This window comes from Streptomyces sp. NPDC007991, from assembly GCF_042958445.1.
In the GTDB taxonomy this organism is placed as follows: Bacteria; Actinomycetota; Actinomycetes; order Streptomycetales; family Streptomycetaceae; genus Streptomyces.
Genome location: NZ_JBIBJD010000004.1, coordinates 24,274 through 48,120, shown reverse-complemented (window position 1 = coordinate 48,120; position 23,847 = coordinate 24,274). Strand labels below are relative to the sequence as shown.

Here is a 23,847-nt window from a genome sequence, read left to right as displayed (position 1 = left end):
TGCGGCCGCTGATTGCTCTTGCGGCAGGGGTGCGTCTTCAGGTGAGTGCTATCGTTCGCACAATCTGATCGCGCCCCTCGAAAGTGAGCCCCCTATGGCATCCGAGCCCTCGGCGACGCCGATGACCCTCACCACGGTTGTCGCCAGCACACGCCCCGGACGCGTCGGCAGATCCGTCGCGGACTGGTTCACCGCCAGGGCCGCGGAACACGACGGGTTCGAGTCGCACCTCGTCGATCTGCGCGAACTGGCTCTGCCCTTCTACGACGAGCCGCACCCGCCGGCGCTGCGGCAGTACACCAAGAGCCACACCGTGGAGTGGAGCCGGATCGTGGACGCGTCGGACGCGTTCGTCTTCGTCACCCCGGAGTACAACGGCGGCTTCCCGGCCCCGCTGAAAAACGCCTGGGACTACCTCGTCGTGGAGTGGCAGCACAAGCCGGCCGCGTTCGTCAGCTATGGAGGGGTATCGGCGGGCACCCGGGCGGTGCAGATGGCCAAGCAGGTGGTGGCGAACCTCAGGATGCTGCCGATCGGCCCGACCGTGAGCATCCCGTTCGTCACCGAGGTCGTCGCGGACGGCGTCTTCCGGCCCGGCAAGATACACGAGACCGCTGCCGAGCAGGTGCTCGACGAACTCGCCCGTACCGCCGGCGTCATGCGCCGGTTGCGTGGCGGAACGTCCTGATGACGTACTGGCGTGAACCGGCTCGACCGAAGTGACCGACGTGACCGGCGGCACGGAGGGCGCCCGGAGCGATGTGCTCCGGGCGCCCTCGGCGTCGTGCGCCGGCTTGCCGGCGGACCGAGGAGCCGGGCGGGGTCCGGTTCATGGACCGGGCGAGCCGGGTGGGACTGCGAACGGAGGGCCCCGGCGGCGCAGGCCCCGCATGGATCGGGGCCCGAGCCCGGCAGCGCCTCAGCCGCGCCCGGAGGTCGTCGCCGCCGCGCCGGGGGGTGCCGTGCTGCCGCGCAGGACAAGCGATCCGAGGGAGACCGACGTGTACGGCCCGTCGTTGTCCGGCTTGGTCTTGAGGCGGCGCATCAGCCACAGCGCGCAGCCGGTGGCCATCTCCTGGATCGGCAGACCGGTCGTGGTGAGCCCGGGTCCCCACCAGGAGAAACCCGGTTCGTCCCCGAACCCGACCACGGACAGCTCCCCGGGCACTTTCACGCCCTGTTCGGACAACTCCTCCAGCACACCCAGGGTGAGCTGAGTCGACCCCAGGACGAGTGCCGTGGGCGCGTCCGGGCCGTCCAGCAGCCGGCGTGTGGCCCGGCGGCCGTGGTCCACGGACGAGGGGGGCCACAGCTCTGTGCGCCCGGCGTCGTCCGGCAGGCCGCCTTCGCGCAGGGCGCTGCGGAATCCGCGCAGCCGCTCGGCGCCGGTGGGCAGCTCCTCGGGGCCGCCCATATAGGCGATGCGAGTGTGGCCCAGCTCCACCAGGTGAGCGGTGGCCTGACGCAGGGCCTGGTGGTCGTCCACGCCGAACCACTGGGAGCCGAGGGCGGGGTGACGGCGCAGTAGTTGCAGGTGCGGCAGGGTGCGCAGAAGCTTGACGGAGTCGCCGTGCGGGCGCGCGGTGGGCACGATGATGACGCCCGCGACGCGGTTGGCGGACAGTTCCCGGAGGTGGCGCAGCTCCACCATCCGGTCGTCGTCGGTCTCCGAGAGCATCAGCTGGAAGCCCTCGGCCTGCATGTTCTTCGACAGCTGATGCGCGATGGTCGAGTAGAAGCTGTTGCGGATGTCCGGGATCACCAACGCGACCACGTTGCTCGACGCTCCCCGCATCATCCGCGCCGCACGGTTGCCCACGTAACCCATTTCGGACGCGGCCTGGCGGACCCGGAACTTGGTCTCCTCGCTGATGCGGGGGTCGTCGGAGAGCGCCCGGCCGACCGTCGAGACGGAGACCCCGAGGCGTTCGGCGATGTCCCTGGTCGTGATCACGTGAGCGGCTCCCTCAGGCGACTGGTCCGGTGCCATTGCTTTCCGCGTGCCAACGATAGCAATCCCGTCGCGCTCCGCGGTCGGAAAGCGAGGGCATCGGAGTTGAGCAAAGCCCCCATGCTAACGTTAGCACTGCGGGAGGTGCCCGTGCAGCCGCCCGCGGCTGCCTAGTTGCGGAGGTTTCCGTGAGGATCGTCAGGTATGCCGTCGACGGGGTGCGCCACTACGGAGGATTCGAAGACGGGGACGCCGGGATCATGAGATGCGAAGGCGATCCCTTTACCGGATTGTCTCCCACGGGGCAGGTCGACGAAGTCGCTGACGTGGTCGTTCTCCCGCCCCTCGAAAGGCCGCGGATCTTCGGGTTCGCCTACAACTACGCCGCACACATCGACGAAACCGACCGGGACGTCCCGGAAGTTCCCGTGTGTTTCATGAAGCCGAGCACCGCTGTCGTCGGGCCCGGCGATGCCATCGTCTATCCGGCGGACGGTGAACTCATCCATTTCGAAGGCGAGTTGGTGGCCGTCATCGGAAAGGAAGCCCGCCATGTGAAGGCTTCCGAGGCCCATGAGTACATCCTCGGTTACACCTGCGGTAATGACGTCAGCGACCGAATCGTCCAGCGCAGGGAAAGCGCGTTCGGAACGCTGCTCATCGGGAAGGGGCAGGACACGTTCGCTCCGCTCGGACCGGTCATCGCCACCGGACTCGACCCCTCGGACCTGTCGCTGACGACCCGGGTGAACGGCGTCGTCGCGCAGTCGGCGAGCACGGCCGATCTGCTGCTCGCGGTTCCCGACCTCGTCGCCTATCTGAGCCGCTACCTGACGCTGCTGCCCGGAGACGCGATCATGACCGGAACGCCGTCCGGTGTCGGGCCGATCCGTCCCGGGGACGAGGTCGAGGTGGAGATCGAGGGCATCGGCGTCCTGCGCAACCCGGTCGTGGCCGAGAGCCACTGAACCGCGGGCGCCCACCCGGTGACCGGTCGCCAGGGCCTGTTCCACCGCTCGCCGGTGGAACAGGCCCTGTGGTGTGTCGGCGCAGGGACCTCGCCCCGCCACCGGAAAACCCGTGTCGCACCAGCCGATCGGCAGGTGCGACACGGGTGACGGGTCCCAGCGGGGCCGGCCCGTCAGCGGACCGCGTTGTTGAACCGTGAGGTGCGGACGAAGGCCAGGGCGGCGACGCCCACCAGCGGCAGGGCTGTGACCTGCAGCAACCCGGCCCGGCTCCAGCCGAAGGAGTCCACCAGGGCGGCGAAGAGCAGGCCCGAGAAGGCTGCCGTTCCGTAGTAGCTGGTGACGAAGAGGCCGGAGGCGCGTCCGATCTGCGCGGGACGGACGGCCCGCTGCATCGCGCTGTTGGTGTTCGGGTAGATGAAGCCGAGGCCGAAAGCGCCCATGAGGAAGGCGAACACGCACTGCAGGCCGACTCCGGCTTGCGTCGTGTAGATGCACACGCTGACGGCGGAGACGGCCAGCATGCTCACGATCAGCAGGGTGCGCTGGTCGACGCGGTCACCGAGCCAGCCGCCGAAGAGGGCCGTCATGCCACCGAAGCCGAGGAGGCTCATGGCCAGTGCGGCCTGCTCGGGGGTGTAGTGCAGTGAGGTGATGAGGTACGTCGGGTAGAGGCCGAGGAACCCGTAGATGGCCACACCGCTGACGACCGAGTGGACGACCAGCGCGATGGTGTTGCGGTTGTAGGGGGAGGTCGGCATGTACTCGTAGGTCCTGGTCGAGACGGTCTTGTCCACGGAGTGCTCGGTCAGGCCGGCCTTCACGAGGAACAGGGAGGCGGCGGCGATCAGCAGACCGGCCGCGCCGAAGAGATAGAAGGGCGAGTGCCAGGTGCCGTGCGCGTTCATCAGGCGGACGCCGATGAGCGGGGCGATGAACACGCCGAGGGAGTAGCCGACGCCGATGGTGCCGAAGGCGAGGCCGCGGCGGTGAGCGAAGAAGGCGCCGATCGCCGCGAAGATGGCGGCGGACTGCATGCCCTCGCCGAAGCCGGAGACGACCCGGTACAGGCTCATGTCGGCGAAACCGGTCGCCAGTGGTGTGGCCATCGTACCCAGGGAGTAGATCACGATGCTGACCAGCAGCACGGTCTTGCGGCGGAAGCGGTCGAGCAGGTAGCCGGCGGGCAGGCCCGCCAGGGCCATGCCGAGAGTGAAGTTCGTCGCCAGCAGCCCGCCCTGCTCCAGGGAGAACCCGTAGTCCGCACGGATGGCGGGCAGCAGCGGGGGGAAGACCTGGCGGTCCATCGCGTTGACCATGTAGGAGAGGACCACCAGAAGGAAGCCGACCCCGATCATGACGCGGGAAATGGGGAGACGGCTGCTTTCCTGTGCGTCGCCGACGGGTACTGCACTGGTGTCGACTTGCGCTGCGTGAGTCATAGCGGCTCCTGAGAGGGAAGGGGCCGCGGCATGCCGCGGCGGATCCACCACCGGTACGGGGCGCGTACGGGCGGTGACGAGAAGCGGTGAGCTGAACACGGACTCGTGCCGACGAGGGCGAAATGCCGCCGGCAACAATGGATCAGGAGGCGGTGGGCTGCCGCGCGGTCGGACACCGGCTGCGGAATTCAGCCCGACTTCGCCTGTCGGGGACGTCCGTGGCTATGGCGTCTTCGACAGCCGGACATCGTGCGGACGCTTGGCGGTCACACGGTCGGCGCTGGCAGAAACCATGAAGGCAAGCACCCGGCGCGTCAAGACGTGAGGAGAGGATTTCTTCGCCGGTATTCGCTTTCACCGGGAGTATCGGCATTCGGGCTGGGGCAGAGGCCCGCGGGAGGGATGTCGTCCCGGGAGCGCATGCCGAGACCTTGACGCCCCACGAACCCTCGGTGCTATCGTTAGCATCGCGTGGCTATGACAGAGTGATGCGACGTACCCCGGCTTCTCGTGACCCGTTCCAGGGACGTACCGCGACGCCCGGACCGACCACAAGTCGGCGAGCGCCGGCACCGAACCGAGTCCAGCGACTCGATCCCCTCTCCGCTCCCCCCGTGGTGGCCGGCAGTCCCGTCGGACAGGCTGCCGGCCCCCTGCGGGCGGCGATCACACCGCTCACCGGCCGCGACCGGGTAGGACACCCGCCGCGGCCGTACGATTTCTGCGAGGACGACCTGCCATGACTTCCCCGAGCCGTCTGGGCACCGTGCTGCTCACCGACTACGCCTGGCCCGACGACTCCGTCGAGCGATTGGTCATCGAGAAGGCGGGCCACACCCTGGTGACAGGCCCCGCCGAACCCGCCTCCGCCGAGGCGATCGAGGAACTGGTCGCCGAGCACCGGCCTGCCGGAATCCTCACCTGCTGGGCCCCCGTCTCCGCCACCGCGATCGGGGCCGCACCCGGCCTGCGCATCGTGGCCAGACTCGGCGTCGGCCTGGACAACATCGCAGTGGAAGCCGCCACCGAGCGGGGCGCATGGGTCACCAACGTTCCGGACTACTGCGTCGAGGAGGTCTCCGACCACGCCGTCGGCATGGTGCTCGCCTGGACGCGGGGCCTGGCGGTGTTCGACCGCGAGGTCAGAGCCGGACGATGGAACCCCGCGAGCGCCCGGCTGCGCCGGTTGTCCACGCTGACCTGCGGCATCGTCGGCTACGGACGCATCGGACGGGCCACCGCGGCCAAGCTCGGCGCGTTCGGCTGCCGGATCCTGGCCCACGACCCCTTCCCGCCGGAGGACGCCCCCGGGGTGGAGCGGGCGGGCCTGGAGGAACTGCTGCGCCGCAGCGACGTGGTGATCCTCCATGTGCCGCTCACCCCCGGCACGCACCACATCATCGGCGCCGAGCAGCTGGCGCTCATGAAGCCGGGCGGCCTGCTGGTCAACGTCAGCAGGGGCCCCCTGGTGGACACCGACGCGGTCGTCAAGGCGCTCGACAGCGGGCACCTCGACTCAGCCGCGTTCGACGTCCTGGAGTCCGAACCGCACGTGCCCGCCGCGCTGCTGGACCAGCCGGGCGCGCTGATCACTCCCCACGTCGCCTTCTCCTCCGACGCCTCGGTGACGGAGCTGCGCCGCCGCGCAGCCGAAGAAGTCGTACGGATCCTGGCGGGCGAGCCGCCGGCCCACGCCTGCAACAGCCCCCGCGGCCTGACCACCGGGTCGGGTGAGCGGTGATGAGTCCCGCCTCCGTGCAGGCGGGTCCGGACCCCGCGCTGTCCGGCTTCCTGACCGCCCACCAACTCGCCGACCCTGGTGAGAGCGCACGCTGGACCCCGCTCGCCGGCGGTGTCTCGTCCGACCTGTGGCGGGTGGACCTGCCGGGACGCTCCCTCTGCGTCAAACGCGCCCTGGCCCGGCTCAAGGTCGCCGCAGACTGGCAGGCACCGGTGTCGCGCAACGCCTACGAGTGGGCGTGGATGCGGTTCGCGTCCCGGCACCGACCGGAGAGCGTGCCGGAACTCCTGGCCCACGACCCCGGAGCCGGCCTCTTCGCCATGGCGTATCTGCCCCCCGAGCGGTACCCGATGTGGAAGGCGCAACTGCTCCACGGCGAGGTGGACGTGACGACCGCGGCGGCCGTCGGAGAGGCACTCGGCATGCTGCACGCGGCGAGCGCGGGCGACGCGTCCCTGGCCGCCGAGTTCGCCACCGACGACAACTTCCACGCACTGCGCGTCGAGCCGTACCTGCTCGCCACCGCGGCAGCCCACCCGGCCCTGAGCGACATCCTGCACAGCCTCGCCGAGCGCACGGCCGCCACCCACCTGGCCCTGGTCCACGGTGACGTCAGCCCCAAGAACATCCTCGTCGGCCCGTCGGGTCCCGTGCTGCTGGACGCCGAGTGCGCCTGGTACGGAGACCCGGCCTTCGACCTCGCCTTCTGCGTCAACCACCTGCTCCTCAAGAGCCTGGTACTGCCCGGGCACCGAACCGGCCTCCTGCGGTCCGCCCGCACGCTGGCCGAGGCATACGTCCGGTGCGTCGACTGGGAGCCCCGGCCTGCCGTCGAGGCACGAGCCGCCTCCCTGTTGCCCGCGCTGCTGCTCGCGCGCGTGGACGGCAAGTCCCCGGTGGAGTACCTGACGGCAGACCGGCACCGGCTGTTCGTCCGCACGGTGGCATCCGCCCTGCTCCGGGCACCGGCCCCCACGGTGGAGGACGTGCTGGACGCCTGGACCACCGCGCTGACGACCCTGACCGAGTCCGGCACCGACCGGTCCGACTGAAACGACGGGTTCGACGCAGCCGGCGGACCCGACCGAGGAGAGACACATGCGCAGAGTCGTCACCGGCCACGACGAGGACGGAAGGTCGGTCGTCGTCAGCGACGGCCCCGTCCCGCGCAGCCGCGAATTCAGCAGCCTGCCGGGCTGGGTGTCCCGCCTGCCGTGGGCCACCGACCCCGGCGAACCGGTCAGCCGGGCGGGGGAGGACCCCACGCCGAAGGTGACCAGCCTGCTCCCGGCCCCAGGCGGCACCCGGTTCATCGTGCTGACCTTCCCACCGGACACCGCGATGGCCGACCCGGCCTTCGACCCCGTCGCCTTCGACCGGGAGCAGCGGGCCGACTCGCCCGGCATCGCGGAACTCATCGAGCCCGACGGCATGCACACCACGCCGACTGTCGACTACGGCATCGTGCTGCAGGGCGAGATCGTCCTCGAACTCGACGACGGCCACCGCACCCGGCTCTCGGCGGGGGACGTCGTGATCCAGAACGGGACCCGCCACGCCTGGCGCAACCACGGCGACCGACCGGCCACGATGGCCTTCGTCCTCATCGGCGTCCCGCACGACGGCGAACGACCCTGAGTGCCGGGCTCCCATGAGGTGCCCGGCACCTGCGTCGTCCCGTCTCGGGCACAGCGTCCAGGTGACGCCCTCCGCATGACCGCTTCGGTCAGAGAACCGGGTTCTGCCGGCGAGCGGGCCCAACTGGCAGTCCTCACGGTCGCCGTCGCCAACCGTGGGGCAGGTCAGGAGGGGATGATCTGCCATTGCTGCCGCGTCTGCGACGTGTACGGCTGCTGCTCGATGTTGGCCCCGTCGGCGGTGCTGCCCTCGTCGACGCCGAGGGAAAGCCCGCTGTAGCGGTTGATGAGGAAGTAGTTTCCGTCACCGGTGGGCGTGACAGCCCAGTGCTGCTGGGGGGCGTTGGCGTCCGCCCAGATGCCGACGTTGCCGCCGTCCTCGCGAGCCAGACCCGCGACCTCCAGAAGCTTGCCGCTGCCCACACCCTTGATCTTGTAGTAGCCGTCGCCGGTGCTGGTGAAGGTCCACTTCTGGTTCGCCTGGTTGAGCCATGGCCACTGATGGACGTTGGTGCCGTTGGCGGTGCGCGCCCCCTCCACGTCGGCGACCCTGCCACTGTGGCGGGCCACCAGCCGATAGACAGTGCCGTCGCCGGGCAGTGTGGTGGACACCAGCGCCGGTTTGACCGAGCGGCCGCCGATCCTCACGCCGCCGATGTTGGCGTAGCCGCCGGTGGCCGCATTGACCTGGATCCGTACGAAGCCCACGTTCCGGTTGGGCCACTCCACCAGCTTGTACTTGCCGTCGCCGGCCCATGTGCCGGTGGCGACCTGGGTGAAGGTGACACCGTCGGTGCTGGTCAGGATGGTGTACGAAGTGATGTCACCGTCAGTGGAGTTGGTGCGGTTCCACTGCTTGGGCAGGTACTCCAGGGTGGAGACGTCGCTCCACACGCCGCCCAGGTCGATGGTGATGGACTGGGGAAGCGGCAGGCCCCAGGTCGACCAGCAGGTTTCGTAGCGGACGTCGCTGAGTCCGTCGATGGCGTTGAGTGGTCCCTCGCCGGTGTGGAAGGCGGTCGCATAAGCGTTGACCGGTGTGACCGGGTGCTCGGCGCGCAGTGGCTGGGTGGGCAGCGGGGGCCGGGAGGTGTCCGGGCTCCAGGCGGCACCCACTTCGGCGAGCCGGTTGACGATGTTGGTGTCCAGCAGGCCGTTGCGGTTGGGCGGGCAGTTGAGGATGAACGAGGTGTACTTCGGCTCCAGGTCGGCCAGGTGCGACAGGATCGCGGCCTTGCTCATGAGGCCCTCGGTCGGGGTGGAAGGATGCCAGAACCAGCCGTTGCTGATGGTCTGCCCCTGCATTCCGGCGTAGGTGTTGCCCGCCGGCGCCGTGATCCCGAGCGGTTCCTCGAAGAAGATCGCGTCACTGAGGAAGGGCTCCGACAGCCCACCGATGTCGATCATGACGCAGTCCGGCTGCAGCTTCTTCACCAGCGAACGGATCCTCTGGTAGGAGACGGCCTGCTGCCCCATCTGCCATGCGTAGCCGTCGGTCATGAACATGTCTATGGTGCCGTAGTTGGTGAGCAACTCGGTGATCTGGCCGAGGATGAAGGTCATGTCGCCGGGCTGGATGGCATCGGTGATCTCGAGCCCGGTCACCTTGTGCCGGCTCTCCCATGCCTCGACGCCGAAGGTGCGGTCCCAGATCGAGTAGTAGAACCCGACCTTCAGCCCCTTCGCCCGGAACGCATCGCAGTACGCCCGCACGACGTCCTGCTTGTAGGAGCTGTTCGCGACGTTCTGGGTGCCATGGGCGCTCGGCCACAGGGCGAAGCCGTCATGGTGCTTGGTGGTCAGGATGCCGTAACTCATCTTCGCGGCGACCGCCGCGTCGGCCCACTGCGCACAGGTGACGCTCGGGGGAGCGAAAAGGGTGGGGCTCTGGTTGGGTTCGGCCCACTCCTGGTTCGTGAACGTGCCCAGGCTGAAGTGGTTGAACATGCCGAACCGCATGTCGACCATCCTGCTCAGATTGCTCTGAGTGTCCGCGGCGGCCGCCTGCGGCAGAAGGCCGGAGAAGCGGGGGACGATCGGCAGGGCCGTCGCGGCGGTTGCCGCACCCGCCGCGCCGAGAAGCGTACGGCGCGTCATTCTGCGTGAGGACATGGCTGACTCCTGTGGATCGATGGCGTGGATCGCGGTGACGACGTGTCAGACGGCAGGCGACGGCCTGAGTGCCGGGGCACGCACGGACGGTCAACGTGGCGGTGACACGGTGCTCCGCTGGAACCTGACTCTTCGCGTGACAACACACCCGCTGCGAGGTGTGCTTTCGCCGGAGTGACATCGGATCTATTAACAAGCTTCAGTGCGAGCTCTGTCTAGAGGATCGACACAGGATCCCTTCCTCATGACTGATGGAGCAGTCAAGTATCAGGATCAAGCCGCCGGACGTAAGGGTCGGAAGGGTCAATAGATCGGATGAATGATGGACCGAGCCCACTGCCGTCTCGGGCGACACCGAAACGATGTGTGATGCGCGTCACGTCGCCCCATTGGTTACGTTGAGGTGACCGGTTACCGAGGGTGAGTATGGAGCCCGTAAGCAGGCGGGCTCACCTAAGAGAGCGCCTCGCATCCAGCCCGTATCGGTAGTCGTACTGCCTCCATGTCAGAGGCGTAGGGAGTGTTGTCATGACCAGCAAGAACGTCGACATCGCGCGTGAGTACTTCCAGGCCGTACAGAAGGGTGACCTGCCCAAGGTGGGGGAGCTTCTGGCCGAGGAGATCGTCTGGCATCAGCCGGGCGCCAACCGGTTCTCCGGTGAGCACAAGGGGCGCGACGCCGTCTTCGCGATGCTCGGCGGGATGATGGAGGCCAGCCAGGGCTCCTTCGCCATCGACACGATCCACGCCCTCATGGGCAACGGCGACATGGTGGCCGCCTCGATCCACTTCGCCGGGCGGCGCGAGGACGAGTCCATGAGCATGGACGGCGTGGATGTCCTGCGCCTCAAGGACGGCAAGATCGTCGAGATGTGGCTGTTCTCCGGCGACCAGGTGGCCGAGGATGCCTTCTGGGGGCAGTAGGCCCGCCCGTGTGTACCGCGGTGATCGTTGCGCAGCCGGCGACGACGGACGCGATGGCGGCAGCGAGTTCAGGACCCCGCGCCGTCGGGTCCACCGTCGCGATTTACGCCACGTCACCTCCGGTGACGGTCACGGTCACTGGCGGGCGTCGTAGCTCTCGCGTGCCGCGAGTACCTCGGTGAAGTGTTCCTCGGCCCAGAGTGCCAGTGCCTGAAGCGGGGCATGCAGAGTGCGCCCCAGCGCGGTCAATTCGTACTCGACCCGGGGCGGGACCTCGCCGTACACGTGCCGGGTGACGAGACCGTCACGCTCCAGGTCCCGGAGCGTCTCGGTGAGGACCTTGGCGCTGATGCCGTCGACGCCGGTGCGCAGGTCGCGGAAGCGCAAGGGGCCTGCGCTGAGCGCGATGACCACCATGGCCGTCCACTTGTTGGCGATGCGGGCGAGTGAGGTGCGGGACGGGCAGGTCGCCGTCATGACATCGAAGGCCGGAAACTGTGGCACGTCACACGTCCTCATGGGTCGGGTTGAGGCGACTATTACCGGCGATAGGTGCAAGCAAGATCCGGCAGGCAGCATTTTCACCGACGGCATCGCCTGGCGCCAGCCCGGCGCCCACCCCTTCTCCGGCAGCCGCCGCGGCGGGGAGATCCGGGGCGACTCGGGAGGTGGAGGCCCCCTCACCGCTGGACACCGGGGGCCGCGGCGGCACAGTGATGCCTGCTGAAGAGCGCGTCGGTTGTGAGGGGACGGGCCGGCCCGGTGGGACGGCGGGCTTCGCGGCACGGTCGCCGGCCGGGTTCCCGAACAGCTTTGCCCTATGCAAAGGTCTCGGGGACGGCACTCGAACGGCCTGGCAAGTCGCGGTTTACGGGCGGGTGCGGGAGGCAACCCAGGGGTCCACCGTCCCCCTCACCCGCCCAGGAGAAGTCCATGACCCAAGTCGCCGACTATGTGCTGCAGCGCCTGACCGAATGGGGCGTCCAGCGGGTGTACGGATACCCGGGCGACGGCATCAACGGATTGCTGGGTGCCTTCGACCGTGCGAAGGGAGAGCCGGAGTTCATCCAGACCCGGCATGAGGAGATGGCCGCCTTCATGGCCTGCGCGCACGCCAAGTTCACCGGCGAGGTCGGCTGCTGCGTCGCCACGTCCGGTCCCGGCGCCGTCCATCTGCTCAACGGGCTGTACGACGCCAAGCTCGACCATCAGCCGGTGGTCGCCGTGGTCGGCCAGCAGAAGCGGCTCAGCCTCGGTGCCCATTACCAGCAGGAGGTGGATCTCGAACGGTTGTTCGCGGACGTCTCCGAGTTCTGCCAGATGGTCTCGCACCCCGCGCAGGCCCGGCATGTCATCGACCGTGCCTTCAAGACCGCGCTCACCACCCGCGGCGTCGCCACGGTCATCATCCCGAACGATGTGCAGGAGGAGGACGCCCAGCCCTCTCCGCCGAAGAAGCACGGCTCGGTGTTCTCCAGCGTCGGCTGGTCCCGTCCGCGCGTGCTGCCGGACGAGGGGGAACTGCGCAAGGCCGCCGACATCCTCAACGAGGGCGGCAAGGTCGCCATGCTGATCGGGCAGGGTGCCGCCCACGCCGAGGCCGAGGTCGTCGAGGTCGCCGAACTGCTCGGCGCCGGAGTGGCCAAAGCCCTGCTCGGACGTGAGGTGCTGCCCGACGACCTGCCGTTCGTCACCGGCCCCATCGGCCTGCTCGGCAGCAAGGCCAGCGACGACATGATCCGCGGCTGCGACACCCTGTTCATGATCGGCAGCAGCTTCCCCTACTCCGAGTGGCTGCCCGACGAGGGCCAGGCCCGCGGCGTCGAGATCGACATCGACGGGCGCATGATCGGCATCCGCTACCCGATGGAAGCGCATCTCGTGGGGGACTCCAAGGAGACCCTGAGGGCGCTCATCCCACTGCTGCGGCGCAAGGAGGACCGCTCGTGGCGGGAGAAGATCGAAAAGGACGTCCGCGAATGGAACGACCTGTGTGAGCGGTGGGCCGCCCAGCACTTCGACAACACCATCAATCCTCAGGCCGTCGCCTCCGAGCTCTCGCCCCGGCTGCCGGACGGCGTGATCCTGACCGCCGACTCGGGCTCGGGCACGAACTGGTGGGCCCGCAATCTCAAGCTCCGCGAGGGCATGCGGGCCTCGCTGTCCGGCACGCTGGCCACCATGGGGCCGGGCACGCCGTACGCCATCGCGGCGCGGTTCGCCTACCCGGACCGGCCCGTCATCGCGTTCGTGGGCGACGGAGCCTTCCAGATGAACGGCATGAACGAGATGATCACGGTCAAGCGCTATCTGGACCGCCTGGCCGGCTCCCCGCCGTTCATCTTCTGCGTGTTCAACAACCAGGACCTCAACCAGGTCACCTGGGAGCAACGGGCCATGGCCGGCGACCCGAAGTACCCCGGGTCGCAGGGCATCCCTGACATCCCCTACGCCGCGTACGCACAGCTCATCGGGCTGAAGGGCATCGTGTGCGACGACCCGAAGAAGATCGGTGCCGCCTGGGACGAGGCCCTGGCCTGCGAGGTGCCGGTCGTGCTCGAGTTCAAGGTCGACCCGGAGATCGCGCCGATCCCGCCGCACATCATGACCGAGCAGGGCAAGAAGGCCGCCAAGGCGGCCCTGCACGATCCCGAGAAGGCGGGCATCACGGCCAAGGGCGTGCGCCAGAAGATCACGGAGTACGCCGAGCACCTGCCGGGCCGGGGGAGCTCATGACCGGGAAACGTGACCAGCGGGACGCGACCGAGGTCGTCGTCGTCACGGGGGCGAGCGGCGGGGTCGGCCGTGCCACCGCCCGTGCCTTCGCCGCACGCGGCGCCTCGGTCGCGCTGCTCGCCCGTGGCGAGGAGGGACTGGAGGGCGCCGCCCGTGATGTACGCCAGGCGGGTGGCCGTGCGCTGCCCCTCGCCGTGGACGTCTCCGATGCCGAGGCCGTCGACGCGGCCGCCGAACGTGTGGAGAGGGAGCTGGGCCCGATCGACGTGTGGGTGAACGCGGCCTTCTCGACCGTGTTCGCGCCCGTGCCGGAGATCCGGTCGGAGGAGTTCCGAAGGGCCACCGAGGTGACGTACTTCGGCTTCGTCTACGGCACCCAGGCGGCCCTGCGCCGCATGCTGCCGCGCGACCGGGGCACCATCGTCCAGGTCGGCTCCGCGCTGGCGTACCGCAGTGTGCCGCTGCAGTCGGTGTACTGCGGCGCCAAGCACGCCATCCAGGGTTTCACCGAGTCCCTGCGCTGCGAACTTCTCCACGACCGCAGCGGGGTGCACGTCACCATGGCGCAGCTGCCGGGCCTGAACACGCCGCAGTTCAGCTGGGTACTGTCACGGCTGTCCCGGCATCCGCGGCCGGTGCCCCCGGTGTACCAGCCGGAGGTCGCCGCGCGAGGCATCCTGCACGCGGCCGACCATCCTCGGCGGCGCGAGCACTGGATCGGCGGTTCCACCGTCGCGACCCTGCTCGGACAGCGCTTCGCCACCGGACTGCTGGACCGGTATCTCGCCCGCACGGGGTACGACTCCCAGCAGACGGACGACGCCGTGGATCCCTCGCGCCCGGCCAACCTGTGGGAGCCCGTCGACGGTGCCGCCGGCCGGGACTTCGGCGCGCACGGTGTCTTCGAGGAGCAGGCGCACGAACGCAGCCTCCAGCTGTGGCTCTCGCGCCACCGCCGACCGCTCGCCATGGGCGCGGCCCTCGCCACGACGGCCGGTACGGCCCTCGCCGCCGGTCTGCGCCGGCACGCTCACAACGGCAGGGCCGAGGCGCCGCCCAGACGGACCGCGCGCTCCAGCAGCAAGGCGTGGACGAACGCCTGGGGCAGGTCGCCGCGCAACTGGCGCTGACGCACGTCGTACTCCTGCGCGAACAGCCCGGGTGGCCCACAGGCCGCCCGGGTGCTCTGTCACACAGGACGGGACCCTGGGTCTCAATCGTCGTCCAACGGTTCCTCCGGCGGCGTGGGCCCGCTCCCCGCGAACCGGTGACCGTGATGGTCGAGGAGCCAGCGTCCGAACAGGGCACCGCCGTAGACGACGAATCCCACACCGATCAGCCAGGACTCGATCACGAGCACGACGCCCACCGCGCCGTAACTGATCGCGTTGTCGACGATCAGCGGTGTGAACACGAAGTAGGAGAAGCCTCTGAGCCCGATCAGGCCCACCATGGTCGCGACCGCGCCCGGCAGCAGATCGCGCCAGCGGACCTTGCTGCCGAGCAGGAAATGCTGTCCCCACCAGAAGAACAGGATGCCGCTCACCGACGACAGAGTGATCCGTTCCGGCCCCTGCATGGCACCGCCCGTGCGCACCTCCTGGTAGAGGTACGCGGTCAGCACGGCCAGCCAGACCGCCTGCCGCCAGACGCGGTGCCATGCCCCGGGAGGCAGGGACCAGATCCGCTCGTAGCCGTTCTGGACACTCGCCCCGAGGGAGACACCGAACAGGGCGAGGGCCAGCCCGCCCCACACACTCGTGGTGCCGATCACGTCGCGCGCGGGGCTGATGATGTCCGTCAGCACCCGCGCGGACCGGCCGGACAGGCCCATGCCGTCCGCCAGCCACGCCGCGAAGCCGCCACGCCCCAGCGGGTCCGCGGCGGCGACCACGATGAGCAGCGGGGCGAGGGTGACCAGGGCCAGCGTGGCGAATCCCGTGGCCCGGTGCATCAGCTCCAGGTCACGGCCGCGCCGCACCAGCGTGTGGGCACCGAGCCACTCCCATGCGTCCTGGAGCGCCCGCAGATACCGTCTGACGGCGCCCTCCTTCATCGGCTCGCGCACACGCCGCTGAGTCACCGGCGACAAGTCGGACAAACCTCAGCTCACCAGCCCTGGTGTCCGCTCTGCCCGGCCGACTCCAGCGTCACTCGGCGCAGCAAGTGGGAATGAAACCGTCTCCGTGCGAGCACAGTGGCCGGAGGGGGACGTGCGACTGCGCCGGGGCATGTGGCACGAACGGCGGCGGCCCGCCGGGCCGTCGGTGCTCCCCGCATGGTCCTCGGGCACGTCCGGCGCCGCACGCGTGCGGGGACGGGGGCGCCGAGCCGTCGGCAGGTCCGCAGCGGCAGTCCGCGCACGGACCGCCGTGCCAGGCCGCACCAGGTACCGGCCACGAGGTGTGCGAGACGGCCCCGCCGCCCGCTCGCACGGCTTTTGTCCGGGCCGGGCCCGGCCGGGCCCGGGTTCGCCCGGACAGCCGGACCGGCCGCCGGGCGAGCCGGCTCAGCACACGCAGGCCGCGCGGGCACCGGCTGACGGCGACCGGAACTCGTGGCCGGCCGGGCGACCCGGTCGGCCACCGGCCGACGCTCGTCCCCGCCACGTCCCGACAGCGGCTCGGCCGGCAGGAGACCCTCGCGGAGCCTGTCGAGGCAGCGCCGCAGAATGCGCGAGACCTGCATCTGGGAGACGCCGATGACGTCCGCGATCTGCTGCTGGGTCAGCTCCCGGTAGAAACGCAGATAGAGAACGTGTCGGTCCCGCTCCGGAAGCCGCCGTACCAGCGACGTCAGGGCCACGGTGTCGACCACCCGCCCCAGAGCGGCGTCCTCGGCGCCGATCAGCCACGCCAGCGGGGAGTACTGATCGTGCCCCGCCGGCTCCTCCAGGGAACGGGTGCGGCACTCGTGTACCGCACGCAGAGTGGCCAGCACCTGACGGTGTTCCAGCCCCGTGTGCTCGGCGATCTGCCGGGGAGGCGGCGAGCAGCCGCCGAGCCGCTGTTGGAGTTCCTCGACGGCCTGGAAGACCTGACCGCTCGCCTCCTGGAGAGGGCGCGGCAGCCGCACGGCGGACGTGCGGTCGCGCAGATGCCGCCTGAGCTCCCCGGTGACCTTGGGAAGCGCATAGGACAGGAAGGCGTGTCCCAGCGTCGGGTCGTAGCCGTCGACTGCCTTGACCAGCCCGAGACACGCGACCTGCACCAGGTCGTCGTAGTCCTCGCCGTGGCGTCCGAACCGGCGTGCCACCCGCCGGGTCATCGGCAGCAGCAGGCGGATGACCTGGTCCCGCAGGGCGGACCGCCGTGGTCCGGCCGGCTGCTCCCAGAGCTCGCGCATCAGCGCGTCGAGGTGCTCCGAGGACGGCTCGGGTACCGCTGTCGCGCTGCGTGTCCGGAGCGGGTCGGCGACTGAGGAAGACATGGGAGCCTCTGTGGGTCGGGCCTGCGCGGGCACGGCGTCGCGCCCTCGTGCGCCGCCCGGGAGCGGCTGGCAGGAAGGGCGAGCTCACGGTTGACGCTGCTGTCCGTGGACGTGTGAACGGGAAGTCCCGCTCTGGGGCGGTCGTGGCATTCACGTCAGTCTGGAAGTGACCCGCCGACACCGCCGTGAAACGCACATGACCCGTTCGCGGGAGCCGTGCCCGCCACACGGATGGCGTCACATGCCCACCACTTGCGGAGTCCGCCCGTTCGCGCCTGTGCCGGGCGGTCGGCGATCGGTCGCAGTGCCGGTCCATGCGAGTGGCGAAGCGGGACACACCGTTTATACGCCTTCGTCATGGGTCACCCACTGATGACGGCAGAGGTGTGTCCTAGGGAGTTCGTCATGACGCTGGTCGCCGACTTCGTGCTGGAACGCCTGCGGGAGTGGGGGGTGGAGCGGCTCTACGGCTATCCCGGCGACGGGATCAACGGGCTGCTGGGTGCCTTCGACCGTGCGAAGGGAGAGCCGGAGTTCATCCAGACCCGGCATGAGGAGATGGCCGCCTTCATGGCCTGCGCGCACGCCAAGTTCACCGGCGAGGTCGGCTGCTGCGTCGCCACGTCCGGTCCCGGCGCCGTCCATCTGCTCAACGGGCTGTACGACGCCAAACTCGACCATCAGCCCGTCGTCGCCGTGGTCGGCCAGCAGAAACGACTGTCACTCGGCGCCCACTACCAGCAGGAGATCGCCCTCCAGCCGTTGTTCGCCGACGTCTCCGAGTACTGCCAGATGGTCACGCACCCGGCACAGGTCCGGCATGTCATCGACCGCGCCTTCAAGACCGCGCTGACCACCCGCGGGGTCGCCACGGTCATCATCCCGAACGATGTGCAGGAGGAGGACGCCCAGCCCTCTCCGCCGAAGAAGCACGGCTCGGTGTTCTCCAGCGTCGGCTGGTCCCGCCCGCGGCTGCTGCCGGACGAGGGGGAGCTGCGCAGGGCCGCCGGCATCCTGAACGCGGGAAGCAAGGTCGCCATGGTCATCGGCCAGGGAGCCGCACACGCGGAGAGCGAGCTCGTCGAGGTCGCCGAGCTGCTGGGCGCGGGCGTGGCGAAGGCGCTGCTCGGCCGTGAGGTGCTGCCCGACGACCTGCCGTTCGTCACCGGCCCCATCGGCCTGCTCGGCAGCAAGGCCAGCGACGACATGATCCGCGGCTGCGACACCCTGTTCATGATCGGCAGCAGCTTCCCCTACTCCGAGTGGCTGCCCGACGAGGGCCAGGCCCGCGGCGTCGAGATCGACATCGACGGCCGGATGATCGGCATCCGCTACCCGATGGACGCTCACCTCGTCGGCGACGCGAAGGAGACCCTCAAGGCTTTGCTGCCGCTGCTGCACCGCAAGGAGGACCGCGGCTGGCGGCAGAAGATCGAGAAGGATATCGCCGAATGGAACGCGATCTGCCGGAAGCGGGCCGGCCGGCACTTCGGAAAGACGATCAACCCTGAGGCCGTGGCCTCGGAGCTCTCCCCCCGCCTGCCGGACGATGTCATCCTGACCGCCGACTCGGGTTCCGCCACGAACTGGTGGGCGCGCCACCTGAAGCTGCGCAAGGGAATGCAGGCGTCGCTGTCGGGGACGCTGGCCACGATGGGTCCGGGCACCCCGTACGCGATCGCCGCCCGGTTCGCCCACCCCGACCGCCCGGTCATCGCCTTTGTGGGGGACGGCGCGTTCCAGATGAACGGAATGGCCGAGATGATCACCGTCAAGCGGTACCTGGACAGACTGTCCGGGCCGGCGCCGTTCATCTTCTGCGTCTTCAACAACCAGGACCTCAACCAGGTCACCTGGGAGCAGCGCGCCATGGCCGGCGACCCCAAGTTCCCCGGCTCCCAGGACATCCCCGACATCCCCTACGCCAAGTACGCCGAACTCATCGGTCTGAAGGGCGTGTACTGCGACAAGCCGAAGAAGATCGGCAAGGCCTGGGACGAGGCGCTGGCCTGCGACCGGCCGGTGGTGCTGGAGTTCAAGGTCGACCCGGAGATCGCGCCGATCCCGCCGCACATCACGAAGACGCAGGGCAAGAAGGCCGCCAAGGCCACCGTGCGGGACCCCGAAGGGCTCGGCATCGCCGCCAAGGGCGCGCGTCAGAAGGTCACCGAGCTGGTCGAGCACCTGCCCGGGAGGCATCCGTGACCGGGCGTACGGGCGCCGGGGGAGCCGTACTGGAGGAGTGCCGCATCGAGGCGGTCGACGTGCACGCCTTCGAGGTGCCCACCGACGGGCCCGACGGCAAGGAACAGGACGGGACGCTGGAGTGGGACTCCACGACCATGGTCCTGGTCCGTGTGCACGCCGGCGGCAGGACCGGCCTCGGCTACACCTACGGCGATGTGTCGACCGCGTCGTTCGTGTCGTCCAAGCTCGCTCCGCCGCTGCGCGGCCAGGACGTCACCGCACCCCCGGCCCTGTGGCACCGCATGGGCGTACAGATCCGCAACGCGGGCCGCCCCGGCGTCGGAGCGATGGCCGTCTCCGCCGTCGACGTGGCGCTGTGGGATCTCAAGGCGAGGCTGCTGGACCTGCCCCTGATCCACCTCCTGCCCGCCTGTCACGACCGGGTACCGGTGTACGGCAGCGGCGGCTTCACGAACTACTCGCTCGACCGGCTCACCGAGCAGCTCGCCGGATGGGTGGCGCAGGACGTGCCCCGGGTGAAGCTCAAGACCTCCCGTGAGCCCGAGCGGGACCCGCGGCGGCTGACGGCCGTACGGAAGGCCATCGGCGACGAGCCGGAGATCTTCACCGACGCCAACGGCGCGCTCGGCCGCAAGGAGGCCCTGTACTGGGCACGCCGGTTCCACGACGAGTGGGACGTTCGGTGGCTGGAGGAGCCCGTCAGCTCCGCCGACCTCGAAGGGCTGCGCATGCTGCGCGACCGGGGACCGGAGCGCCTGGAGATCGCCGCGGGCGAATACGCCTTCACCCCGCAGGACTTCGTCAACCTTGTGGAGCCCCCGGCCGTGGACTGCCTCCAGGCCGACGTCACCCGCTGCGGCGGCATCACCGGCCTACTGGAGGTGGCCGGCCTGTCGGCCACCCGGCAGATCGACCTGTCCGCGCACTGCGCCCCGGCGCTCTCCGCCCACGCCTTCTGCGCGGTCCGCCGACTGCGGCACCTGGAGTACTTCCACGACCACGTGCGCGTCGAGCAGTTGCTGTTCGAGGGCACCTTGTCACCCGACGGCGGCGCTCTGCGGCCCGACCCCGGACGACCGGGGCTCGGACTGGAGATCAAGTGGGCCGACGCCGAGCCCTACCGCGTGTACGGAGCGCGACCGGCCTGACCAGGCTCACAAAGGAGAGTTGAGACCCGATGGAGAAGGCAGCACGCCGCACGACGCGCGACATCCCCGCCAAGACGCACCCGGAGATCCCGGGGGCTCCGCGGGCCCGCCAGACCCTCGACACCGGCAAACTGGAACAGGCGCTGCGCAAGGCTGTCGACGGAGAGGTCCGCTTCGACGCCGGCTCGCTCGGCCTCTACGCCCAGGACGCGTCCAACTTCCGGCAGGTGCCGATCGGGGTGGTCGTACCGCGCACCCTCGAGGACGTCGTCGCGGTGCACAGGATCTGTCACCGCTTCGGCGCACCCATCCTCAACCGGGGCGGCGGGACGAGCCTCTCCGGCGAGACGGTCAACGAGGCCGTCGTGATCGACCACTCCAAGTACCTCACCCGCATCGGGAAGATCGACCCCGACCGCCGCATGGTCACCTGCGAACCCGGCGTGATCAACGAGGAGCTGAACCGGCACACCGGCACGTACGGCCTGGTGTTCGGACCCGATCCCTCCACCCACTCCCGGTGCCTCATCGGCGGCAACATCGGCAACAACTCCTGCGGCATCCACTCCGTGCAGTCACAGCTGTACGGACCCGGCCCACGCACCAGCGACAACGTGCACGCCCTGGAGATCGTCACCTACGACGGCGCCCGGTTCTGGGTGGGGGTGAACGAGGAAGAACACCTGGACGACATCATCGCGGCGGGCGGCCGCAAGGGTGAGATCTACGCCGCCCTGCGCGACCTGCGTGACAAGTACGCCGACGCCATCCGGGCCGGTTTCCGCTCCGCCGAGCAGGTGCCGCGCCGGGTCTCCGGCTACAACCTGGACGAACTCCTGCCCGAGCGCGGCTTCAACGTGGCCCGCGCCCTGGTCGGCACCGAGAGCACCTGCGCCACCGCCCTGCAGGCCGTACTCCTGCTCACGCCCGCCCTGCTGCAGCGCACCACCGTGGTCGTGGAGTACGACGACCTCGGCGACGCCGCCGAGCACTGCGCGGAGATCGTCGAGCGCTTCAGGCCGATCGGCCTGGAGGCCCTCGACGACGAACTCATCCGCGACCAGCGGCTGCAGAACATGAACCTGGAGAACATCGAGGAGCTGCCACGCCCCACCGGCGGAGCCTGGCTCGTGGTGCAGTTCGGCGCCGACGCGGCCGAGGAGTCCGTCGCACAGGCCCACGCCTTCGCCGACTGGCTCACCCGCAGCAAGGGATACGCCGAGGACCGCATCCGGATCGCCAGGAGTGAGCAGGAGGGCGGCACGAGCGAACATCTGTGGGCGATCCGGGAGAGCGGCCTCGGCTCGACCGCGTTCCCACCCGACGGCAAGGACCACTGGCCGGGATGGGAGGACTCCGCGGTCCCGCCGGACCGGATCGGCGAGTACGTGCGCGAGCTGCACAAGGTCATGGACAGGCACGGCATCACGGGCGCCATGTACGGCCACTTCGCTCAGGGCTGCATCCATTGCCGTCTCAGCTTCGACCTGCGTACCGCCGAGGGCCTGGCCACCTACCGGGCGTTCATGGAGGAGGCCGCCGACCTGTGCGTGAACATGGGCGGCTCGGTCTCCGGCGAGCACGGGGACGGACAGCAGCGCGGCGAACTGCTGGAAAAGCAGTTCGGACCGGAACTCCTCCAGGCCATGCGGGAGTTCAAGGCGATCTGGGACCCGCAGTGGAAGATGAACCCGGGCAAGGTCGTCGACCCCTACCGGATGGACGAGAACCTCAAGCTGGGCACGGACTACAACCCGCCCCGCCACCCGGTCAGGTTCGCCTACGAGGAGGACGGCGGCGACTTCGCGCACGCCACCGTGCGGTGCGTCGGGATCGGCAAGTGCCGCGTGCCGCAGGCCGAGACCACGATGTGCCCCAGCTACCAGGTGACCCGGGAGGAGAAGCACACCACCCGCGGCCGGGCCCGCCTGCTGTACGAAATGCTCAGGGGCGACGTCATCACCGACGGCTGGCAGTCCAAGGAGGTCTATGACGCCCTCGACCTCTGCCTGGCCTGCAAGGGCTGCACCAACGACTGCCCCGTCAACGTCGACATGCCCACCTACAAGGCGGAGTTCCTGTACCACCACTTCAAGTCGGTCCGTCGCCGGCGCCCGCGTCATGCCTACGCCTTCGGATTCATCGACCAGGCCGCCCGGATCGCCTCCCGTGTCCCGGAACTGGCGAACCTCGCCACGCACACGCCGGGTCTGGCCCGCCTGACCAAGCTGGTCGCGGGCATCGACCGCCACCGTCCGCTGCCCCGCTTCGCGCCCATGACGCTCCAGGAGTGGTTCGCCCGGCGCGGCGGCACCGCCAACCCCTCCGGCCGTCCCGTCGTCCTGTTCCCGGACACCTTCAACAACCACTTCCACACCGATGTCGGCGTGGCGTGCGTCGAGGCGATCGAGGCGGCCGGCTGGCGGGTCATCATGCCCGAGGAGCACATCTGCTGCGGACGGCCGCTGTACGACTACGGCTTCCTGGACTCCGCCGAGCGCTATCTCCACCGCGTACTGGACCTGCTGCGCCCGCACCTGAGGGCCGGCACCCCGATCGTCGGCATGGAACCGAGCTGCCTGGCCGTGTTCAAGGACGAACTGCCCAAGCTGCTGCCCCACGACGACGACGGCCGACGGCTGACCCAGAACGCCTACCACTTCCCGGAGTTCTTCCAGACCTTCGGTATCGAGCCGCCCCGGCTCGGCGGCAAGGCCCTGCTGTGGGGCCACTGCCACCACCGTGCGACCGGCGGTATGGACTCCGAACAGGAACTGCTGGAGAAGATGGGCCTTGAAGTGCGGAACCTTCAGGGAGGCTGCTGCGGACTCGCCGGTTCCTGGGGCTTCGAATCCGGCAAGTACAAGATCTCCATGGACTGCGGCGAACAGGCTCTGCTGCCCGCCGTCCGCGACGCCCAGGACGACTGCCTGGTCGTGGCCGACGGATTCTCCTGCAAGACACAGATCAAGGACGCGGGAACCGGCCGGAGAGCCCTGCACATCGCCGAAGTGATGAAACTGGCCCGCGAGAAGGGCGCCCAGGCTGTCTCCCGGCTGCCGGAACGCGGCGCCGCTCGGCGCCCGGCCCCGCCGCTGCGTGAACGGGCGTTGCGCGTCTTTGCCGTCGTGGCTCTGGGAGCCGCCGTGGGTGCGGCCGGCATGCGCGCGGTACGCCGCTGACCCGGGCGGGGCGGAGCCAGCCAGCCGAAGGCAGCGACGGACCTGGTACCCGTCTGTCAGCCGTCGTTGTCGCGCCACCGGCCGCCCGTCGGGGCCGCGTCGAAGCGGGTGACGGCCGAGGCGTTGCCCCCCAAGTCGTTGTCGGTGACTCGTCCCCCCGTTCAGGAGGCGCTGGAAGCAGCGGTGAGCCCCGCTCGTGGCGCGGGTGCTTCCGGGAGGTCGTAGACGGAGCCGGGCGCGGGAACGCCGTCGCTCCAAGCAGTGTCGGCGCCGGGCCGCCACTCCCGGCAGCGGTGTGTCTGCTCGCGGACCTGGTCGACTGTCCGTAATGTCCGCTTGAGTTTCGTTCGAGAGAGCGCGGCCATCCCT

The 23,847-nt window shown here is 69.5% G+C and carries 17 protein-coding genes; 11 read left to right on the top strand and 6 right to left on the bottom strand.

Annotated elements, in window-relative coordinates:
• The first annotated feature begins 94 nt into the window (after nt 1–94).
• Nucleotides 95–688, top strand: a complete 594-nt coding sequence (locus tag ACFZDA_RS11910) for an NAD(P)H-dependent oxidoreductase (RefSeq protein ID WP_391078709.1) — start codon at nt 95–97, stop codon at nt 686–688.
• Nucleotides 689–919: 231 nt separating this feature from the next.
• Here the strand turns inward: ACFZDA_RS11910 and ACFZDA_RS11905 are convergent, their stop codons facing one another.
• Complete coding sequence (locus ACFZDA_RS11905; protein ID WP_391078706.1) at nt 920–1,954, bottom strand: substrate-binding domain-containing protein; 1,035 nt, start codon at nt 1,952–1,954, stop codon at nt 920–922.
• Nucleotides 1,955–2,139: 185 nt separating this feature from the next.
• On the opposite strand from ACFZDA_RS11905, the gene ACFZDA_RS11900 reads away from it, so the two are divergent.
• Nucleotides 2,140–2,919 carry a fumarylacetoacetate hydrolase family protein gene (locus tag ACFZDA_RS11900; RefSeq protein WP_391078703.1) on the top strand — a complete coding sequence of 260 codons (780 nt, stop codon included), beginning with the start codon at nt 2,140–2,142 and terminating at the stop codon, nt 2,917–2,919.
• Between the two features lie 173 nt (nt 2,920–3,092).
• Here the strand turns inward: ACFZDA_RS11900 and ACFZDA_RS11895 are convergent, their stop codons facing one another.
• Nucleotides 3,093–4,277 carry an MFS transporter gene (locus ACFZDA_RS11895; protein WP_391078701.1) on the bottom strand — a complete coding sequence of 395 codons (1,185 nt, stop codon included), beginning with the start codon at nt 4,275–4,277 and terminating at the stop codon, nt 3,093–3,095.
• Between the two features lie 823 nt (nt 4,278–5,100).
• On the opposite strand from ACFZDA_RS11895, the gene ACFZDA_RS11890 reads away from it, so the two are divergent.
• The 3 genes from ACFZDA_RS11890 to ACFZDA_RS11880 are packed head-to-tail and all read left to right on the top strand — an operon-like array spanning nt 5,101 to nt 7,740.
• Entirely contained in the window at nt 5,101–6,102 is a 1,002-nt protein-coding gene (locus tag ACFZDA_RS11890; RefSeq protein ID WP_391078698.1) for an NAD(P)-dependent oxidoreductase, read from the top strand.
• Nucleotides 6,102–7,154, top strand: a complete 1,053-nt coding sequence (locus tag ACFZDA_RS11885) for a phosphotransferase (protein ID WP_391078695.1) — start codon at nt 6,102–6,104, stop codon at nt 7,152–7,154. Before ACFZDA_RS11890 ends, ACFZDA_RS11885 begins: the two co-directional genes overlap by 1 nt.
• A gap of 46 nt (nt 7,155–7,200) precedes the next feature.
• Nucleotides 7,201–7,740, top strand: a complete 540-nt coding sequence (locus tag ACFZDA_RS11880; RefSeq protein WP_391078692.1) for a cupin domain-containing protein — start codon at nt 7,201–7,203, stop codon at nt 7,738–7,740.
• Between the two features lie 164 nt (nt 7,741–7,904).
• Here ACFZDA_RS11880 and ACFZDA_RS11875 read toward each other — a convergent pair whose 3' ends face one another.
• Nucleotides 7,905–9,851 (bottom strand): RICIN domain-containing protein, encoded by a 1,947-nt coding sequence (locus ACFZDA_RS11875; protein WP_391078690.1) that lies wholly within the window; start codon nt 9,849–9,851, stop codon nt 7,905–7,907.
• Between the two features lie 528 nt (nt 9,852–10,379).
• Between ACFZDA_RS11875 and ACFZDA_RS11870 the strand changes: the two genes are divergently transcribed.
• Entirely contained in the window at nt 10,380–10,775 is a 396-nt protein-coding gene (locus ACFZDA_RS11870; RefSeq protein WP_391078687.1) for a nuclear transport factor 2 family protein, read from the top strand.
• A gap of 135 nt (nt 10,776–10,910) precedes the next feature.
• Here ACFZDA_RS11870 and ACFZDA_RS11865 read toward each other — a convergent pair whose 3' ends face one another.
• Nucleotides 10,911–11,294, bottom strand: coding sequence for a winged helix-turn-helix transcriptional regulator (locus tag ACFZDA_RS11865; RefSeq protein ID WP_391078684.1), 384 nt, complete (start codon nt 11,292–11,294; stop codon nt 10,911–10,913).
• 414 nt (nt 11,295–11,708) lie between these two features.
• Here ACFZDA_RS11865 and ACFZDA_RS11860 point away from each other — a divergent pair, with 414 nt between their 5' ends.
• Both ACFZDA_RS11860 and ACFZDA_RS11855 read left to right on the top strand, forming a co-directional pair.
• Nucleotides 11,709–13,511 (top strand): thiamine pyrophosphate-requiring protein, encoded by a 1,803-nt coding sequence (locus tag ACFZDA_RS11860; RefSeq protein WP_391078682.1) that lies wholly within the window; start codon nt 11,709–11,711, stop codon nt 13,509–13,511.
• Nucleotides 13,508–14,641 (top strand): SDR family oxidoreductase, encoded by a 1,134-nt coding sequence (locus ACFZDA_RS11855; RefSeq protein WP_391078679.1) that lies wholly within the window; start codon nt 13,508–13,510, stop codon nt 14,639–14,641. The genes ACFZDA_RS11860 and ACFZDA_RS11855 overlap by 4 nt, the downstream gene beginning before the upstream one ends.
• A gap of 83 nt (nt 14,642–14,724) precedes the next feature.
• Here ACFZDA_RS11855 and ACFZDA_RS11850 read toward each other — a convergent pair whose 3' ends face one another.
• Nucleotides 14,725–15,567, bottom strand: coding sequence for a ribonuclease BN (locus tag ACFZDA_RS11850; protein ID WP_391080089.1), 843 nt, complete (start codon nt 15,565–15,567; stop codon nt 14,725–14,727).
• 53 nt (nt 15,568–15,620) lie between these two features.
• A complete protein-coding gene (locus ACFZDA_RS11845) occupies nt 15,621–16,940 on the bottom strand; it encodes a sigma-70 family RNA polymerase sigma factor (protein ID WP_391078677.1) in 1,320 nt (439 codons plus the stop codon).
• 405 nt (nt 16,941–17,345) lie between these two features.
• Here ACFZDA_RS11845 and ACFZDA_RS11840 point away from each other — a divergent pair, with 405 nt between their 5' ends.
• Genes ACFZDA_RS11840 through ACFZDA_RS11830 form a run of 3 tightly spaced genes read left to right on the top strand, consistent with a single transcriptional unit; the run spans nt 17,346 to nt 23,478 of the window.
• A complete protein-coding gene (locus tag ACFZDA_RS11840) occupies nt 17,346–19,145 on the top strand; it encodes a thiamine pyrophosphate-requiring protein (protein WP_391078675.1) in 1,800 nt (599 codons plus the stop codon).
• The gene (locus ACFZDA_RS11835) at nt 19,142–20,296 is read left to right on the top strand and encodes an enolase C-terminal domain-like protein (RefSeq protein ID WP_391078672.1); all 1,155 of its coding nucleotides are present in this window, start codon (nt 19,142–19,144) and stop codon (nt 20,294–20,296) included. The genes ACFZDA_RS11840 and ACFZDA_RS11835 overlap by 4 nt, the downstream gene beginning before the upstream one ends.
• A 29-nt stretch (nt 20,297–20,325) precedes the next feature.
• On the top strand, nt 20,326–23,478 hold the full coding sequence (locus ACFZDA_RS11830; protein ID WP_391078669.1) for an FAD-linked oxidase C-terminal domain-containing protein: 3,153 nt from the start codon (nt 20,326–20,328) through the stop codon (nt 23,476–23,478).
• The last annotated feature ends 369 nt before the right edge of the window (nt 23,479–23,847 follow it).

Bases quoted from the DNA above. Each gene is read 5' to 3' on its own strand.
- ACFZDA_RS11860 (WP_391078682.1), top strand. From the start codon at position 11,709: ATGACCCAAGTCGCCGACTATGTGCTGCAGCGCCTGACCGAATGGGGC.
- ACFZDA_RS11880 (WP_391078692.1), top strand. From the start codon at position 7,201: ATGCGCAGAGTCGTCACCGGCCACGACGAGGACGGAAGGTCGGTCGTC.
- ACFZDA_RS11865 (WP_391078684.1), bottom strand. From the start codon at position 11,294: ATGAGGACGTGTGACGTGCCACAGTTTCCGGCCTTCGATGTCATGACG.
- ACFZDA_RS11855 (WP_391078679.1), top strand. From the start codon at position 13,508: ATGACCGGGAAACGTGACCAGCGGGACGCGACCGAGGTCGTCGTCGTC.
- ACFZDA_RS11890 (WP_391078698.1), top strand. From the start codon at position 5,101: ATGACTTCCCCGAGCCGTCTGGGCACCGTGCTGCTCACCGACTACGCC.
- ACFZDA_RS11840 (WP_391078675.1), top strand. From the start codon at position 17,346: ATGACGCTGGTCGCCGACTTCGTGCTGGAACGCCTGCGGGAGTGGGGG.
- ACFZDA_RS11830 (WP_391078669.1), top strand. From the start codon at position 20,326: ATGGAGAAGGCAGCACGCCGCACGACGCGCGACATCCCCGCCAAGACG.
- ACFZDA_RS11910 (WP_391078709.1), top strand. From the start codon at position 95: ATGGCATCCGAGCCCTCGGCGACGCCGATGACCCTCACCACGGTTGTC.
- ACFZDA_RS11875 (WP_391078690.1), bottom strand. From the start codon at position 9,851: ATGTCCTCACGCAGAATGACGCGCCGTACGCTTCTCGGCGCGGCGGGT.
- ACFZDA_RS11870 (WP_391078687.1), top strand. From the start codon at position 10,380: ATGACCAGCAAGAACGTCGACATCGCGCGTGAGTACTTCCAGGCCGTA.
- ACFZDA_RS11845 (WP_391078677.1), bottom strand. From the start codon at position 16,940: ATGTCTTCCTCAGTCGCCGACCCGCTCCGGACACGCAGCGCGACAGCG.
- ACFZDA_RS11895 (WP_391078701.1), bottom strand. From the start codon at position 4,277: ATGATCGGGGTCGGCTTCCTTCTGGTGGTCCTCTCCTACATGGTCAAC.
- ACFZDA_RS11885 (WP_391078695.1), top strand. From the start codon at position 6,102: ATGAGTCCCGCCTCCGTGCAGGCGGGTCCGGACCCCGCGCTGTCCGGC.
- ACFZDA_RS11850 (WP_391080089.1), bottom strand. From the start codon at position 15,567: ATGAAGGAGGGCGCCGTCAGACGGTATCTGCGGGCGCTCCAGGACGCA.